The following is a 17,282-nucleotide window of genomic DNA, read 5'->3' as shown; positions in this document are numbered from 1 at the left end:
AATTGCATGATTTTTGCAATTTTTACACAAGTACTTGCAAAGTCTGTTATAATGCACTTAAGTCTATCGTCACACGGTAGCAAAAATCCACTTTTTAATAGGATAAATTTATGACAATCATCGCAAAAGATACTGTGGTTAAGTTCAACTATACCTTGACCAACAATCAAGGTGAGGTTCTTGATCAATCTCATGGTGAACCTTTGGCATATCTACATGGCCATCATAACATCATTCCTGGCCTTGAAGGTCAGATGGAAGGAAAGTCAGCTGGCGATAAGTTTGTGGCAGTGATTGCACCAAGCGATGCTTATGGTGAATATCTGGCAGAAGCTGTGCAGTCTGTGCCTCGTACCAACTTCCAAGGTGTGGATAACATTGAAGTGGGTATGCAATTTCAATCACAAACCGATGATGGCCATGTGATGTTGGTTACTGTAAAAGAGGTAACTGATGAGGAAGTTGTGGTTGATGGAAATCACCCATTGGCTGGCCAAGAGCTGACCTTTGATGTGGAAATCGTTGAAGTGCGTGCAGCCACTGCTGATGAAATCGCACACGGCCATGCCCATGGTGCAGGCGGTCATCACCATTAATCTTGGTTTATCTTTGTCAAAGATAAAAAAACTGCCTTGCCAAATCGGTCTTTATGCTTTAGACGGTATAGATGAAGATAAAGACTTTGGTGGGCTTTGATAGGACTAAGATTGCGACTAAGCTGTACTGTTTTTTTTGAACTTGATATGGCTTAGTCTTTTTGGTTTGTTTGATCCCATTTTGTGTTCATTGATGTGTTTGTAAACTGCTGTTTGATTTGCTTTTGTTATTTAATTTACCCTTACTTATTAACAAGTGTTTTGACTTGTGTTTTTTTGGGTGTATAAGTAAGTATTGGTATTTTTGATGGCAATTCATCATTGCATAAATAGATAAAATAAACAAATAAAAAATTCGCTCATCAAGAGCGAATTTTTTATTTGGGTGATAACCTGATTGATTAACCACCAAAATCATCAAGTAAGATATTTTCATCTTCTACACCCAAGTCTTTGAGCATTTTGATGACTGCGGCATTCATGACTGGAGGCCCACACATATAAAACTCACAATCTTCAGGAGCAGGGTGGTCTTTTAGGTAGTTTTCATACAAAACATTGTGAATAAAACCTGTATAACCTTCCCAATTATCTTCTGGCTGTGGGTCAGAAAGTGCTACATTCCAAGTGAAATTTGGAAATTCTGCTGCCAATCCATCATAATCTTCAACATAGAACATCTCACGCTTAGAGCGGGCGCCATACCAAAAACTGATTTTACGATCTGATTTTAGGCGTTTTAGCTGATCAAAGATATGTGAACGCATCGGTGCCATGCCTGCACCACCACCAATGAATACCATCTCAGCTTTGGTGTCTTTGGCAAAGAATTCACCATAAGGACCTGATACAGTGATTTTATCACCAGGTTTTAGGCTAAATACATAAGAGGACATCTTGCCTGGTGGAATGCTGTCAGGACCACGAGGTGGAGGGCTGGCAATACGAATGTTGAACTTGATGATGCCTTTTTCTTCTGGATAATTTGCCATCGAATAGGCACGAATGACTGATTCATCAACCGTAGAAGTATAACGCCATAAGTTAAAATTGTCCCAATCTTGATGATATTCTTCTGCAATATCAAAATCTTTGTAATGCACAGTGTGAGGCGGTGCTTCTAACTGTACATAGCCACCAGCACGGAACGGCACCACTTCACCCTCTGGGATTTTAAGGGTAAGCTCTTTGATGAAAGTTGCCACATTGTCATTAGAGATGACCTCGCATTCCCATTTTTTAACCTCAAAGAATTCTGGGTCAATCTCGATGCTCATGTCTTGCTTTACCGCCACTTGACAGGCCAGACGCATACCATCACGAATCTCGCCTTGGGTAAAATGACTTTCTTCGGTTGGTAAAATATCGCCACCACCAGAGATGACTTTACAGCGACATTGACCGCATGAACCACCACCGCCACAGGCACTGGATAGAAAAATTCCTTCGCCTGCTAAGGTTTGCAGGAGTTTACCACCTGCCTCAACTGAAATGCTGTTTTCGGAGTTTTCGTTGATATTGATATTGACATTGCCTGTGTTTACCAATTTGGCACGAGCCATCAGGATAACCACTACTAGGCTCATGATGATGGCGACAAACATACCTACGCCACCGAATAATAAACCAAATTCCATAAATCCCCCTTATAATGACATACCGCCAAAGCTCATAAAGCCTAACGCCATAAGCCCTGCGGTAATAAAGGTAATGCCAATGCCACGAAGTGGTGCGGGCACATCGGAGTATTTGAGCTTTTCGCGGATACCTGCCATGGCTGTAATCGCAAGTGCCCAACCAAGCCCTGAACTAAACCCATATACGGCTGACTCAGCAAAGTTATAATCTCTTTCCACCATAAACAGCACGCCACCCATGATTGCGCAGTTTACTGTGATCAGAGGTAGAAAAATGCCTAGGGCGTTATAAAGTGCTGGCATGAATTTGTCCATGAACATTTCTAAGACCTGTACTACTGCTGCAATCAGAGCAATATAAGATAAAAATCCTAAAAATGACAAATCAGTTTCAGCAAAGCCTGCCCACGCCAACGCACCATCTTTTAGCAAATATTGATACAGTAGGTTGTTTAGGGGTACGGTAATTGCCATCACGAAGGTAACGGCAATGCCAAGACCTAAGGCGGTTGAGACTTTTTTGGATACGGCAATAAAAGTACACATACCAAAAAAGTATGCCAGTGCCATGTTTTGAATGAACACTGAGGTGATGAATAAACTCACATAGTCCATTAGTGTCCTCCCTTAGAGTTTGGCTTGATGACAAATTCAGCTGGCTCTTGTAGATTCTTGTTTTTCATACGCAAAAGAGCGATGAATAAAGCAATCACAAAGAATGCAGATGGTGGCAGTAGTAATAGACCATTTGGCACATACCAACCACCATCACTCACTTTTTGGAGAATTTGAATGTCAAAGAGTGAACCGTTACCAAAAAATTCACGAATCACCGCCACCAAAAACAGCAGAACCGAATAGCCCAAACCATTGCCAAAACCGTCCAAAAAGCTTGGTACAGGTGGGTTACTCATGGCAAATGCTTCGGCACGCCCCATGACGATACAGTTGGTAATAATGAGTCCAATAAATACTGATAATGATTTACTGACATCGTAAACGACTGCTTTTAGTACTTGGTCTACAACAATAACAAGACTTGCAATCACCACCATTTGAACAATAATACGAATTGATGATGGGATTTTGTTTCTTAGTAATGAAATAAAAAAACTAGAAAAAGCCGTAACCAAAGTTAAGGCGACGCCCATCACAAGAGCATTTTTGATACTAATTGTTACTGCCAGAGCAGAGCAAATGCCCAGAACTTGTACGGCAATGGGGTTATTCTGGATAATTGGACTGATCAGAATTTTTTTGTTATCAGACATCTTAACTCTCCTTGCTTTGGCGTAGATTGTCTAAAAATGGCTTATACGCTTGCTCAGACAACCAAAACTGAATCATGTTATTGACCCCAGCACTTGTCAAGGTTGCTCCTGTGATGCCATCTACATAGTTGGGTGTGGGCTTGGGGGTGCCAGATTTAACCACACCTGTAACAATTTTATCGCCGTCATAGGCTTGTTTACCCACCCAAGTGGCACGCCATTTTGGTGTTTCAATGAGAGCACCTAAACCTGGCGTTTCTTTGTGCTGATAAAACGAAATGCCTTCGATGGTATTAATGTCGGATTTTAGAGTTAAGAACCCATAAATTTGCCCCCAAAGACCATTACCGTTAATGGGTAGGACAACATTTTTTAATTTGCCATGCTCATCATTAATGATAAAAACTTTCAAATATTTAGGCAGCGTGCCAATTTGAGCAGGGTCTTTATCAAGGACAATTTGGGTTGCTGTGTCTTTTTTGGCTTTTTCCACATCGTACGCACCCACATCACTAATGCCTGCGGATTTTAGTTCATCATCACTGACAAACTGCCCTGTTTTGGTATCAATGAGTTTGGTTTCTACATTTTCAAATAATTTGGCGACTTGACTTTCGTCATCTTTGGCAGGGTCAAATAGGTTGGCTGCCATCAGAATGTTTTTATTGCGGTCAAGTTCAATATTAGCAAGCTGTTTGGGTTTCATGCTAATTGCTGCGGCCGATACCAATACTGAGCAAACCAAGCACAGAATCAGAGCAGTCGCTAAGGTTGTTATATTGCTATTTTTGGCTGACATGAGCTAATCTCCGTGCATTTTGGCGTTTGATGTTAGCCTGTTTGACAAAGTAGTCAAACAATGGGGCGAACAAGTTGGCAAATAAGATTGCAAGCATGATGCCTTCTGGGAAAGCGGGGTTTACCACACGAATGACAACGGTCATAAAGCCAATGAGTAAGCCATAGCACCAGCGACCCTTATTGGTGTGGGCGGCTGATACAGGGTCGGTCGCCATAAATACCGCACCAAACATAAATCCGCCGATAACTAAGTGCCAATGTGGTGCTAGGCTCATCATTGGGTTGTTACCACCAATCATGTTGAAAATGAAGGCGGTTGCCACAAGACCGATGATAGACCCTGCAATCACACGCCAGCTGGCGATTTTGGTATACATGAGTACTGCACCACCAATCAAGATGGCCAAAGTAGACACTTCACCAATGGATCCTTGCATATTACCTAAAAATGCATCTGCCCAACCGATGGCTTGACCGTAGGCATTGCTAAACTGCTCAGGAGCTATGCCTGCGGCGGCCTGACCTAGTGGTGTTGCACCAGAAAAACCATCAACGGCCGTCCATACCGCATCGCCAGACATGGAGACGGGATAAGCAAAGTATAAGAACGCACGACCTGCAAGAGCGGGGTTTAGGAAGTTTTTGCCTGTACCACCAAAGACTTCTTTTGCCACAACAACACCAAAACTGATGCCAAGAGCAACTTGCCAAAGTGGCGTGTCTGGTGGTAGCGATAGGGCAAATAGTACTGATGTTACAAAGAATCCCTCGTTCACTTCATGACCACGAACCACCGCAAAGATGATTTCCCATAAGATACCCACGGCGAAGGTTACGGCATAAATCGGTAAAAATTGCATTGCACCATAGACAAAACAAGCCCAGATACTGTTTGGGTCATAGCCTGCTGAATTGGTGATGATGGTACGCCAGCCCTCAGGAGTAATGCCTGATTGTGTAATAAAGGTCAATGCCTGAAAGCCAACATTATACATACCCCAAAACATTGCAGGGAAAGTGCACAGCCATACAGTAATCATGATTCTTTTTAGGTCAATGCCATCACGGACATGGGAGGCACTGTAAGTTTGAGAGCTTGGCTGACGGAAGAAGGTGTCAAACATCTCAAAAATGGCGTAATATTTTTCATATTTTCCGCCTTTGGTAAAGGACGGCTCTATACGGTCAAAGATATTGTGAATGAATTTCATCGTTTAGCCTTCCTGCTCAATACGGGTCAAGTTATCACGCAAAATGTCACCAAATTCATACTTGCCAGGCGAGATGAAGGTGCAAAGTGCCAAGTCTTCTTCATCAAGTTCAAGTGCACCCAGCTCTACCGCCTCAACAATATCCCCTACAATAAGCGAGCGTAGTAGCTGGGTTGGTAGGTAGTCTTGTGGCATGATGTTTTCAAATGAACCAATCGGTACCATTGCACGAGGCGAGCCATTGGTGGTGGTGGTAAAATCGTATTTTTTACCAAAGAATTGAGAGATATAAATTGGTAAAAATGAAAAGCGATTAGCGCCAGGGGTGAAAAAGTGTAAGGCAGGGCGTTCACGACCTTCAGCAAGTACTGATACTTGGTTGTGAAACCGACCTAAGTAAGCGATTTTACCATCTGCCTTGCGACCTGACAGTACCGAACCTGAGATGATGCGGTTGTCATCACCTTTAAGCTCGCCTGCGGTCAGTTCAGTTAGGTCTGCACCACGGACGGTACGCACTAAGCGTGGATTGCTGACTGCAGGTCCTGCCAAGCTGATGATGCGGTCGGTGTAGATACGACCTGTGGTAAATAGTTTGCCAATTGCTATCACATCTTGGTAACCAATGGTCCATACTTGTGTGCCACGGGCCAATGGGTGTAAAAAATGAATGTGTGTGCCTGCATTGCCTGCTGGGTGCTTACCTGTAAAGCCGTGATACTCAGTGCTATTACCAACTGCTAGATTGGTTGCTTTGGTAGGAGCGATTGAACCGTGGCACACAAAAGTTTTTGGCGATAAGGTTGAAAGAATCGCCAAGCCATCATTGAATGCGTCAATGTGTTCGCTGATGATTTCGGTGGCATCAGCACATAATGGATTGGTGTCGGTTGCTGTTACAAAGATGGCAGAAGGTATGCTGTCAATTTCTGGTGTACGACTGAACGGACGCGTACGAAATGCTGTCCATTCGCCAGAAGCCACCAATTGCTGTTTGACAGTCTCACGGTCAATTGCCGCCAAATCTTGTGATAGATAAGCATTAAAGGTGACTTCATTGTCAGACTGATGATTGGCAGTGATGACGATGCTCTTAAATACTCGGCGTTCGCCACGATTGATGGCAGCGATTTGACCACTGACAGGGGCGGTATATTTAACACCCGCACGCTTTTTGTCCTCAAACAACACTTGTCCTTTAGCAACGATGTCGCCTTCCTTGATACTCATGGTCGGACGCATACCGATATAGTCGTAGCCAATGATGGCGACCTGAGTTGGCGTGTGTTCGCTAATCTGTTTGGTGGGTTCACCTGTGATGGGTAAATCCAAACCTTTTTTGATGGTAATCATAAGCGGATACTTAAATTAAGACCAAAACACACCAGCACGGGCAAACCCAAAAAAATATCGTGGCTACCGCAAGCGGCTGGCTACCAAATTTCCCAAAAACATCCAAAACTTACTGGCGTGGCAAAAACCTACTGGCAAGTTGCTTTTGTCCAAAGGGATATGCGTTAAGAAGATGTGGCTTTGTTACAAAGTAACAAAAACTTTGCCAAAACGACTTAACGCATACAATAAACCTTTAAATTATACGCTATTTTATCAAAAAATTACAGAGTTTTCGGTAAAAAACTGTTCAAAAAATAACTTAAATTCATGATAATAAATGATTTTTTAAATAGTAATCATGTTTTTGTGTAAATTTTGAAAAATGTTACCAAATTTTATGGTTATTTTGTTAAAATCAGTGTCATTCATGTTTGGTTGTGTTTTTATTTTTTTAAGGTGCAAAATGTCAATGTTGATAATTCCTGCCATTGATTTAAAAGATGGCAAATGCGTACGCTTAAAACAAGGGCGTATGGAAGATGATACGGTATTTAGCGATGATCCAGTGGCCATGGCAACAAAGTGGGTTGATCAAGGTGCAAGACGACTGCACTTGGTGGATTTGAATGGTGCATTTGATGGTGTGCCTGTGCATAAAGAGGTGGTTACCTCAATCGCCAAAGCACATCCAAATTTACCAATTCAGCTTGGTGGTGGTGTGCGTCGCCTAAGCACCATTGAGCATTACTTAGATGCAGGGTTAAATTATATCATCATCGGTACTAAGGCACTTGAGAATCCTGAATTTGTTGATCAGGCTTGTCAAGAATTTGCAGGGCATATCATCGTAGGTATTGATGCCAAAAATGGTTTTGTGGCAACACATGGCTGGGCGAATGTAACAGACATTCGTGCCACCGACCTTGCCAAGCGTTTCGCTGATGCTGGCGTGTCGTCCATCGTTTATACTGACATCGCCAAAGATGGTATGATGGCTGGTGTGAATATTGATGAGACCGTAAACCTTGCCAAGGCGTGCGGTCTGCCTGTCATTGCCTCTGGTGGCGTAACCAACATGACAGACATCGAGCAATTAAAACCGTACAGTGAGTATTTGCTTGGAGCAATCACAGGTCGTGCCATCTATGAAGGAACGCTGGATTTGTCGGTAGCACAAGCTTTTTTAGATGAGTGATTTTTTTAGGCTATTTTGAAATTATTTTTTCTTTTTTGATTTTTTTGTCTTAATCGGTTTTGTTGGGGCGTCATTGGGCTTGGTAATGAGTGCAAAATCCACTTGCAACAAATCCATATTGACCCCAGCGACCTTAATCAGCACTTGCTCGCCAAGCTTGAACACCGAACCACGCTCACCGATCAAGGACTGTTCTCGCTCATCATACTCAAAATATTCTTGACCAAGATTTGAGATGTGAATCAGACCATCGATGAATAAATCGTTGAGTGTGATGAACAGACCAAAGCTTGTTACGGTGGTGATTGTCCCCATGAACTCATTGCCCAAATGTCGTTGCATATAGTGGCATTTTAGCCATGTTTCAACATGACGGCTTGCTACTTCTGCTCTGCGTTCGGTGGTGGAGGTTTGTTCACCTGCTTCGTCTAGGTTTTTATAGATTGGTGTTTTAGCTTTGCTGTTTAATACCTTATCTTTAATCGCACGATGCAACATAAGGTCTGGGTATCTTCGTATCGGACTGGTAAAGTGGCTATATTCATCATACGCTAAGCCAAAATGACCAATATTATCAGGGCTGTAATTGGCCTGCATCATCGACCGAAGTAGCATGGAGTGAATACTTTGGGTGTCTGGTCTTCCTTCGGTTGCCTTGATGATGCGTTGATAGTCGGTGTGTGCTGGACTTTCATTTGGGAAAGACAATCCGAATGATTTGACATATTCAGACAGTCTGCCTGCTTTTTCATCAGATGGCTTATCATGATTGCGATACAGTACTGGTAATTCATGCTTAATGGCGAAGTTGGCAGCACAAGTATTGGCAAGTAGCATCATCTCTTCAATCAGCTTATGAGCATCGCCACGAGTGCGTTTTTTGATGTCTTTAATGTCGCCATCTTCTCCAAACTCAATATAGCTCTCAGAAGTTTCAAAGGCCATCGCACCACGCTCTTCTCGTTTTTTATCTAGGATTTGATAAAGCTGATACAGTGTATCCACCGATTTACACACCTCGGCATTTTTAACCAAATCATCGGGCAGGGTTTGATTTGTTGGGTCGTCAAAATAAGCATTTACCTGATTGTAAGTCAGGCGAGCTTTTGAGTGCATGACAGCAGGATAAAATTCATAGCCTGTCACTTTGCCTGCTTTAGATAGCTTGATATCTGCCACCATACACAATCTATCAAGCTTTGGATTAAGTGAGCAAAGTCCGTTAGATAGCACTTCTGGTAACATGGGTATGACACGATGCGGAAAGTACACGCTTGTACCTCGCTCATAGGCATCCACATCAAGTGGTGAATTTGGTGTTACATAATGACTAACATCAGCGATGGCAACCACCACTCGGTAATTACCACCTGCACGCTTGCTGGCAAAGACTGCATCATCAAAGTCTCTGGCGTCTTCGCCATCAATGGTGATGAGTGGTAAATCACGCAAATCCACACGACCCTGAAAGTCCTGATTGTTTGGCTCGTTATAGGCATTGGCCTGTGCTATTGTGGCATGACTAAATTCATGTGGAATGCCATGATTGATGAGCGTAGTTTCAATGATCAGCTCTCGGTCATTAAGATTGGTTAAAAGTTCGGTAATCTTGCCTGTGGCATATTCTTGGTAGGTTGGCATATCAATGATGGCAACTTTAACAGAATCTCCCTCAACTGCCCCAAAGGCAGTAATGTTGTCATCACTGACTGTAATCGGCTGGTGGGCATTTGCCCCTGAGAGCTGAACAAAATAACCCTCATCATCTTGTTTGACTGTACCGATGAATTCGGTGTTTGCTCGGTCGATGATGTTTTGAATGCGAGCCTCAGATTTACCCTTAAATTCTGTCGCTAAGGCCTCTACTGTATCTCCGTCAAAGACCACACGCATTTGCTTTTCATGAATAAATAAATCTGGCATGTCATCAAGCAAAACAAAACCAAAGCCTTTGGCATTTGCCGATACCTTACCAATCACGGTAGTTGGTGATGGAGCAATGCTAAAATGAATGCCATCTGTGCGTTCTAGTTGATTGTCTCTTAGCATGGCTTTTAGGCGGTTGTTTAGAGCAAAAAATCTGTCCTCGTCGCTCAAAATCTCAAAATGCAGACCTAGACTCTCTGCTGTTGCTGCCTCACCATGATTGTTCATCTTAGCGACAGTTTGTAAGATAAGCAGGCGAGATGGAATGGGATTGGTGTATTTATTCGCTTCATTGTGAGCGTTTGGATCGTTCCATGTGGAGGTGGCTTGTTTTGTCATGAGCTTTCTCTTAGTTTTTTTTATAAGTATGCTGGGTTAAAGTATCATTTGGAGGCTGGTTTGCCTTTATCAGGTGTTTTGATGGATTTTTATGGTTGGGTGCAGACAAAAATAAATCATATCAAAAATTTTGTCAAAAATTGAGATTTTAGGTTATCATATCATATTTTTATGTGATTTTTGCGTGTAAATTTTATGACCAGTATATTTTGGATTGATGATGCACGCCGAGCCGAGCAAGAGGGCTATGTCAGCCAAGTTGCAGCCATTGAAAAAGAGCTGTTTTATGATGCTTGGGACGGTATGGCGGTCTATTCTTTGTTGACTCAGTTTGGTGTTGGGCTGATTGTGGCTAAAATTGATGATAAAGTGGTGGGGTATTGCATTTATCAAATCATGTTTGAGCTGGCGGAGATTTTACGCATTGCTACCGATTCTGATTTTCAAAAGCAAGGTATTGCCACAAGCTTGATGAATGAATTTTTAAAAACCTGTCAGCTTAAAAAAGCCGAACGAGCGTTATTAGAAGTGCGGGCGGATAATTATTTGGCAATTGATTTTTATCATAAGTACGGTTTTTATCAAATTGATGCAAGAAAAGGATATTATAAAGATGATTTGGGTAAAATGGACGCACTGATTTTACAAAAAGATTTGTAAAAAAATGGTTTTTGTTTTATTGATTTGGCTTTATTTGATGCTGGCTTAGTCTATATTGATGCGAATAAAAGCAAGGCAGATCTCCTTGCTTTTTGTTTCTTTTAGTTTCATACAAAAACTTGGTATCGCTTTGGTATCGCTTTGGTATCACTTTTTCTTGGCAGGTCCAAGTAGCATACCCATCTGGCGACCTTCAACTTTTGGAGGCTGTTCAACACTGGCGACTTCTTCGGTGTCTTTGATTATGCGTTCAAGTTGGGCTTTGCCGATTTCTTGGTGTGCCATCTCACGACCACGAAAACGGATAGCAACTTTAACTTTATCTTTATCTTCCAAAAACTCCATGATTTTACGCAGTTTAACTTGATAATCTGCTTCTTCTGTACCAGGACGAAGTTTGATTTCTTTAACCTGAGTTTGTTTTTGGTTCTTTTTGGCTTCTTTGGCTTTTTGTTTTTGGTCGTACAAATAGCGTTTGTAATCCATAATTTTGCAAACTGGCGGTTTTGCGTCAGCGACAATCTCCACCAAGTCAAGGCCAGCATTGGTAGCGGCTTGTAAGGCGTTATTTAGGCTGACAACACCAAGCTGTTCGCCATCTTCTTTTACCAGACGAACTTCCTTTGCACGAATTTCTTCGTTAATATTTAAACGGTTTGACGGTTTAATGATCATTACTCCAAGAATACAAAATTGATTTTATTGTACTTGAAAGTATTGGGGATTTCAAGCATTTTTATGATGTTAAGCTTGTCAGTTGATGATCAATCAATAGTTAATTGGTGGCCAGATGTATTTTTATGTGCTTTGACCAGATTTCTTTTTATTTTTTTATCATCGTTCATCATTGCATTGACTGATTGCAATCATGATTTGATTGGTAACTGGTTGATGCAAAGCGATGAACACAAAGTGATGAAAATGATGAGAGATGTCATGGTGGCAAAATACTCATTTAAAAAATCATCAAAATCATGCTATAATAAGGCAATTTTTTCATTTTTGAGTTTTGAGATAGTCATATGTCAATCATGCTAAACCAACGCCATAATGCCAATGCCATTCGTATTCTTGCTATGGATGCAGTCCAAAAAGCCAACTCTGGACACCCAGGTGCACCGATGGGCATGGCGGATATTGCCGAAGTAGTATGGCGTGAGTTTTTAAATCATAACCCAGCTAATGCCAAATGGGTAAATCGTGACCGTTTTGTTTTATCAAATGGTCATGGCTCTATGTTGCTGTACGCTTTGCTACACTTAACTGGCTATGATTTATCGATTGACGATATTAAGAATTTTCGTCAATTACACGCCAAGACAGCAGGGCATCCAGAGCACGGCTATGCTGATGGCATTGAAACCACCACAGGCCCATTGGGTCAGGGCATTGCCAATGCGGTGGGTTTTGCACTTGCTGAGAAGACTTTGGCGGGTCAATTTAATAAACCTGACCATGCCATTATTGATCATCATACTTATTGTTTTTTGGGTGATGGTTGTTTGATGGAAGGTATCAGCCATGAAGCGTGTTCGCTTGCTGGTACTTTGGGTCTTGGTAAGCTGATTGCTTATTATGATGATAACGGCATTTCTATTGATGGCGAGGTTGAGGGCTGGTTTTCAGATGATACCGCCAAGCGTTTTGAAAGCTACAACTGGCAGGTGATCAAGATTGATGGTCATGACGCTGATGCCATTCGTCAGGCAACCATTGACGCAAAAAATGAAACCACTCGTCCTACCATCATCATCTGCAAAACTGTGATAGGTTTGGGTAGTCCAAATAAGCAAGGCAAAGAGGACAGTCATGGTGCACCGCTGGGTGTAGATGAGATTGCCCTAGCTCGTACGGCATTGGGGTGGGGCAGTGCCAATGCCTTTGAAATTCCTGACGACATCTATGCTGCGTGGAATGCCAAAGAAAAAGGCGAACAACTGGAAAATGCGTGGAATGCCAAGTTTGATGAGTACAAAAAAGCTTACCCAAAAGAAGCGGCAGAACTAGAACGCCGATTGTCTGGAAATTTACCAGAAGACTTTAATCAAAAAGCAAACGAGTTTATTGAGGCCTGCCACAAAAAAGGCGAAACGATCGCCACTCGTAAGGCAAGCCAAAATACCATTGCAGCATTTGCCCCACTACTGCCAGAGATTTTAGGGGGGTCGGCTGATTTGGCAGGCTCCAACTTGACGCTATGGAAAGACGCTAAAGGCGTGCAAAATCATGCAGATGGCAACTATGTACACTATGGCGTGCGTGAATTTGGCATGACTGCCATCGCCAATGGCGTGGCTTTACATGGTGGGTTTATCCCTTATACGGCCACATTCTTGATGTTTATGGAATATGCTCGTAATGCTGTGCGTATGTCGGCACTCATGAAGCAGCGTGTCATCAATGTCTATACACATGACTCCATTGGTCTTGGGGAAGATGGCCCAACCCATCAGCCTGTGGAGCAAATTGCAAGTTTACGCCAAACGCCAAATCACTTCACATGGCGTCCGTGTGATACAGTAGAAACAGCAGTGGCATGGAAGATTGCCCTACAAACCACTGATGCGCCAACATCACTCATTTTATCTCGTCAAAACTTACCGCACCAAGCTCGTACAGATGGGCAGCTTGCCTTGATTGAAAAAGGAGCTTATGTTCTTGCCCAAGAGCAAGGCGAGTTACAGGCCATCATCATCGCCACAGGTTCCGAAGTAGCACTTGCAATGAGTGCATACAATGTTTTGAGTGAGCAGGGTGTGGGCGTGCGTGTGGTATCCATGCCATGTGCTGAAATTTTTGTCAAGCAAAGCAAAGATTATGTAGAAAGCGTTCTGCCAAGCAATATCCGTAGCCGAGTGGCAGTAGAAGCTGGCATTGTGGATTATTGGTATAAGTTTGTCGGTCTTGATGGTAAGGTCGTTGGCATGACAAGCTTTGGTGAGTCTGCCCCTGCTGCAGATTTGTTCAAGCATTTTGGCATTACTGCCGATAAGGTGGTTGAAGCAGTCAAAGATATGATTTGATTGTGTTTTGGCTTGCAATAACACGCTGTGAAAATGGCGTGTTATTTTTTATGTAGATTGGCAGACTTACAAAATAAAGTCTTACAAAATGATTGATTGTCAGTAAAATGCCAGCCGCCAAAATCTTTTGTGCAGGTTATTGTTATGGGTTTTTGACGATAAAAATTTATGTGAGATATTTTTATTTTTTTAATGTTGTTTTGTTTAAAATGCCACCACGCTTAGCATAACTTGCCCAAAAAACTTGTCTAAAAAACTTTTTGAAAACTTACCAAAGCTAACAAAACTATGCTATGCTAATGCGTTTACAATGATGAATTAATGATAAAATTTTAAAGCATATGAAGCAATATACCGCATTAAATATCTTAAAAACAGGACAAAATGTTTTCTTGACAGGGCAAGCAGGTGCAGGCAAGACCTATCTTTTAAACCAATACATCAACTATCTAAGAGCCAGAGGCATTCCTGTTGCCATCACGGCAAGTACGGGCATTGCCGCCACACATATGAATGGCATGACGATACATTCGTGGGCGGGCATGGGAATTAAAGATACTTTTAGCACTGCAGACTTCAAGCGTCTAAAATCTCGCCAAGTGGTCTATGAGCGTATCAAAGACGCCAAAGTACTTATTGTTGATGAAATTTCTATGCTTCACGCCAAACAAGTGGATTTGTTGAACGAAATTTTAAAGGTGGTTCGTGAGGATAATTCGGCATTTGGTGGTATTCAGGTCATCTTTTCTGGTGATTTCTTTCAATTGCCACCTGTGGGCAATAAAGGCGAAACAAATAAGGAAAAGTTTGCTTTTATGGCAAAGTCTTGGCTTGAAGCTAATTTTCAGGTGTGTTATTTGACTGAACAACATCGCCAGTCTGCCCAAGATGAATCTGAGCGATTTGGCGTGTCATTAAATGATGTCTTAAATCAAATCCGAGCCCAAGATGTTAGTGATGCTGCCATCAGTGCTCTTAAAGCTACTGAGCGTAATGACATTGCCATGAGTCGCACTCGCCTATACACACACAATGCCAATGTTGATGAAATCAATGACAGTGAGATTGACAAGATTGATGGCAAGACTCGTGAGTTTATAGCAACTACCTTAGGGGATAAGTCGCTGGTCGATGCCCTAAAAAAAAGCATAAGAGCACCAGATAGTCTGACTTTAAAGGTGGGGGCAAAGGTGATGTTTGTTAAGAACAACTCGCATTTGGCTGTATCAAACGGCACGCTTGGTGAAGTGGTGGATTTTGCGTCATTAGGTGATGATGAAAGCTCTTTTGGGGGTGATGCACCAATTTATCCAGTGGTGCGTCTAAATGGTGGGCGACAAGTCATCGCTGAGCCTGAGGATTGGGTTATGGAAAATAATGAAGGCGATGTATTGGCAAGTTATACCCAAGTGCCTTTGTGTTTGGCGTGGGCGATTACCATTCATAAATCCCAAGGCATGACACTAGATGCTGCTGAGATTGATTTATCTCGAACTTTTGAGATGGGACAGGGTTATGTGGCATTATCTCGTCTTAGGTCATTAGAAGGGCTAAAACTATTGGGTTTTAACCAAAAAAGCCTACTGCTCGATGAATGGGTATTTCGTGTGGATAAACGCTTGCAAGAGCTTGCTGCTGAGCAAGAAAAGAAATTTAGCACACTAAATGCCGACACACTTGCTAAAATTCATGACACTTTTATCCATGTTTGTGATGGCATCACTCGTAAAGATGTCATTCTTGCTAATGAAAAACGCATGATTGCCGAAAAGCAGGCTATTGTTCAGCGTAAACACATCAAGGATAATGATATTAAGGCTTTAAAAGCGGAGAATAAGACAAGCCAAATTGGGCAGACTTTAAAACAAACCCAGCAACTGCTTGAAAATGGATTGGATATTGGTGAGATAGCTACCGAGCGTAGCCTTGCCATCTCAACCATTATTGGTCATATTGACCAGCTTTATAAGCAGGATAAGACCTTAAAAGTGGCACACATTCGCCCTGATGATATGATCATCAAGACTGTACAGCAGGCGTATGACGCACTAGAATCACAAGGTGAATTTACAGATGGTATCAAACTTCGTCCTATTGTGGAAATGCTAGATGGCTACGATTATAATGGCGTACGCCTTGCGTTAATTTTCATTAATAAAAAAGATGAACAAGATGACGCAAAAGAGGTGAATGATGGGCGATAAACAATCAAAACTTCGTCTGGCGATTAATGGATTTGGACGAATTGGCAGAAATGTACTGCGTGCCTTTATTAAGCGGGCAGATGAATTTGATGATATTGAAATAGTCGCCATCAATGATGTGGCAGACTTTGAACTGCTTTTGCATCTATTAAAATTTGATTCTACGCATGGTAGATTATCCAGTTTGGGTGTACAAGCTACAATCATTCACCAAGAAGACAAAACTTTTTTATCTTTATCAAAAGACGATAAGTATTGGCAGATTTTATTGCTCAATCAAGCAAACCCCAGCCAGTTGCCTTGGCTGGATTTGGGCATTGATGTGGCATTGGAATGTACAGGAAAATTTCGCTCGTATTTAGATGCAGCATATCACCTGACATCAGGGGCAGGACAAGTCATTGTGGGGGCCGCTCCTTTTGATAGCGTAGATGCGAGCATTGTCATGGGTGTGAATGATGATTTGCTAAGCCGTGATCTACCCATTATTTCAAGCGTTTCTTGTACCACGCAGGCACTTGCACCGCTACTTTTTGTACTCAATGAACGCTTTGGTATTGATGGTGTGATGATGACAGAGATTCATGCTGTTACTGCTGACCAAAATGTTTTGGATCAAAATCATCGGGACTTACGCAGGGCAAGGGCTGCTAGCCATAACATCATTCCTACAACATCAAGCAGTATCAGCGCTACCGAGCGTGTGTTGCCATTTTTAAAAGGGAAAATCAATGGGCATTCTATTAGAGTACCCACCATTAATGTGGCGGCAATTGATGTGAATATTGCTTTTGGACAGTCTGTAAATGTGGAAATGGTGGCAGATTTTTTAAGACAAGTCAGTCAAGACAGTCTCGTTGGTATTATGGGTTATACCGATGAACCGCTTGTTTCTAGTGATTTTGTTGGTGATTCTCATTCTCTTGTCATTGATGGTGGGCAAATCATGCAGGCAAATGGGCAAATTAAGGTTTTTGCATGGTATGATAATGAGTGGGGCTATGCCAACCGTTTGCTTGATATGTGCTTGGCATTGGCAAGGTGCTGATTTTAAAATCAAACTTGTGTTTAATAGGTAAAAAAT

15 protein-coding genes are annotated in these 17,282 nt (G+C 42.1%); 7 read left to right on the top strand and 8 right to left on the bottom strand.

The features are described 5' to 3' along the window. The first annotated feature begins 110 nt into the window (after positions 1-110). Both R0123_RS03845 and R0123_RS03840 read left to right on the top strand, forming a co-directional pair. Positions 111-596: a peptidylprolyl isomerase gene (locus R0123_RS03845; protein ID WP_323841704.1), complete on the top strand. Its 486-nt coding sequence runs from the start codon at positions 111-113 to the stop codon at positions 594-596. Further along, positions 547-696 carry a hypothetical protein gene (locus R0123_RS03840; RefSeq protein WP_323843246.1) on the top strand — a complete coding sequence of 50 codons (150 nt, stop codon included), beginning with the start codon at positions 547-549 and terminating at the stop codon, positions 694-696. The genes R0123_RS03845 and R0123_RS03840 overlap by 50 nt, the downstream gene beginning before the upstream one ends. A 301-nt stretch (positions 697-997) precedes the next feature. Here R0123_RS03840 and nqrF read toward each other — a convergent pair whose 3' ends face one another. The 6 genes from nqrF to R0123_RS03810 are packed head-to-tail and all read right to left on the bottom strand — an operon-like array spanning position 998 to position 6,869. Beyond that, a complete protein-coding gene (gene nqrF / locus R0123_RS03835; RefSeq protein ID WP_323843157.1) occupies positions 998-2,233 on the bottom strand; it encodes an NADH:ubiquinone reductase (Na(+)-transporting) subunit F in 1,236 nt (411 codons plus the stop codon). A 9-nt stretch (positions 2,234-2,242) separates the two neighbouring features. Then, a complete protein-coding gene (gene nqrE, locus R0123_RS03830) occupies positions 2,243-2,848 on the bottom strand; it encodes an NADH:ubiquinone reductase (Na(+)-transporting) subunit E (RefSeq protein ID WP_323843156.1) in 606 nt (201 codons plus the stop codon). Then, complete coding sequence (locus R0123_RS03825; protein WP_323841707.1) at positions 2,848-3,504, bottom strand: NADH:ubiquinone reductase (Na(+)-transporting) subunit D; 657 nt, start codon at positions 3,502-3,504, stop codon at positions 2,848-2,850. The genes nqrE and R0123_RS03825 overlap by 1 nt, the downstream gene beginning before the upstream one ends. Position 3,505: 1 nt before the next feature. Next, entirely contained in the window at positions 3,506-4,303 is a 798-nt protein-coding gene (locus R0123_RS03820) for a Na(+)-translocating NADH-quinone reductase subunit C (protein ID WP_323843155.1), read from the bottom strand. Continuing rightward, positions 4,287-5,516, bottom strand: coding sequence for an NADH:ubiquinone reductase (Na(+)-transporting) subunit B (locus R0123_RS03815; RefSeq protein WP_323843154.1), 1,230 nt, complete (start codon positions 5,514-5,516; stop codon positions 4,287-4,289). The genes R0123_RS03820 and R0123_RS03815 overlap by 17 nt, the downstream gene beginning before the upstream one ends. A 3-nt stretch (positions 5,517-5,519) precedes the next feature. Next, entirely contained in the window at positions 5,520-6,869 is a 1,350-nt protein-coding gene (locus tag R0123_RS03810; RefSeq protein WP_323843153.1) for a Na(+)-translocating NADH-quinone reductase subunit A, read from the bottom strand. Between the two features lie 451 nt (positions 6,870-7,320). On the opposite strand from R0123_RS03810, the gene hisA reads away from it, so the two are divergent. Further along, entirely contained in the window at positions 7,321-8,046 is a 726-nt protein-coding gene (hisA, locus tag R0123_RS03805; RefSeq protein WP_323841865.1) for a 1-(5-phosphoribosyl)-5-[(5-phosphoribosylamino)methylideneamino]imidazole-4-carboxamide isomerase, read from the top strand. A gap of 21 nt (positions 8,047-8,067) precedes the next feature. Here the strand turns inward: hisA and rnr are convergent, their stop codons facing one another. Continuing rightward, positions 8,068-10,311 carry a ribonuclease R gene (rnr, locus tag R0123_RS03800; RefSeq protein ID WP_323843152.1) on the bottom strand — a complete coding sequence of 748 codons (2,244 nt, stop codon included), beginning with the start codon at positions 10,309-10,311 and terminating at the stop codon, positions 8,068-8,070. Between the two features lie 195 nt (positions 10,312-10,506). Between rnr and rimI the strand changes: the two genes are divergently transcribed. Then, a complete protein-coding gene (rimI, locus tag R0123_RS03795) occupies positions 10,507-10,971 on the top strand; it encodes a ribosomal protein S18-alanine N-acetyltransferase (protein ID WP_323843151.1) in 465 nt (154 codons plus the stop codon). A gap of 147 nt (positions 10,972-11,118) precedes the next feature. On the opposite strand, the gene infC is transcribed toward rimI, so the two are convergent. Further along, positions 11,119-11,646: a translation initiation factor IF-3 gene (gene infC, locus R0123_RS03790; protein WP_323841713.1), complete on the bottom strand. Its 528-nt coding sequence runs from the start codon at positions 11,644-11,646 to the stop codon at positions 11,119-11,121. 347 nt (positions 11,647-11,993) lie between these two features. Here infC and tkt point away from each other — a divergent pair, with 347 nt between their 5' ends. The 3 genes from tkt (at position 11,994) to R0123_RS03775 (ending at position 17,246) form a co-directional block, all read left to right on the top strand. After that, complete coding sequence (gene tkt, locus R0123_RS03785; protein WP_323841714.1) at positions 11,994-13,994, top strand: transketolase; 2,001 nt, start codon at positions 11,994-11,996, stop codon at positions 13,992-13,994. A gap of 341 nt (positions 13,995-14,335) precedes the next feature. Continuing rightward, positions 14,336-16,198: an AAA family ATPase gene (locus R0123_RS03780; RefSeq protein WP_323843150.1), complete on the top strand. Its 1,863-nt coding sequence runs from the start codon at positions 14,336-14,338 to the stop codon at positions 16,196-16,198. Then, a complete protein-coding gene (locus tag R0123_RS03775; protein WP_416381684.1) occupies positions 16,185-17,246 on the top strand; it encodes a type I glyceraldehyde-3-phosphate dehydrogenase in 1,062 nt (353 codons plus the stop codon). Before R0123_RS03780 ends, R0123_RS03775 begins: the two co-directional genes overlap by 14 nt. Positions 17,247-17,282: the final 36 nt, after the last annotated feature.

The sequence above is a fragment of the Moraxella sp. Pampa genome (assembly GCF_035181385.1).
GTDB lineage: Bacteria > Pseudomonadota > Gammaproteobacteria > Pseudomonadales > Moraxellaceae > Moraxella.
The sequence above is the reverse complement of the archived record's forward strand: the minus strand, read 5'-3'. Positions and strand labels throughout refer to the sequence as shown.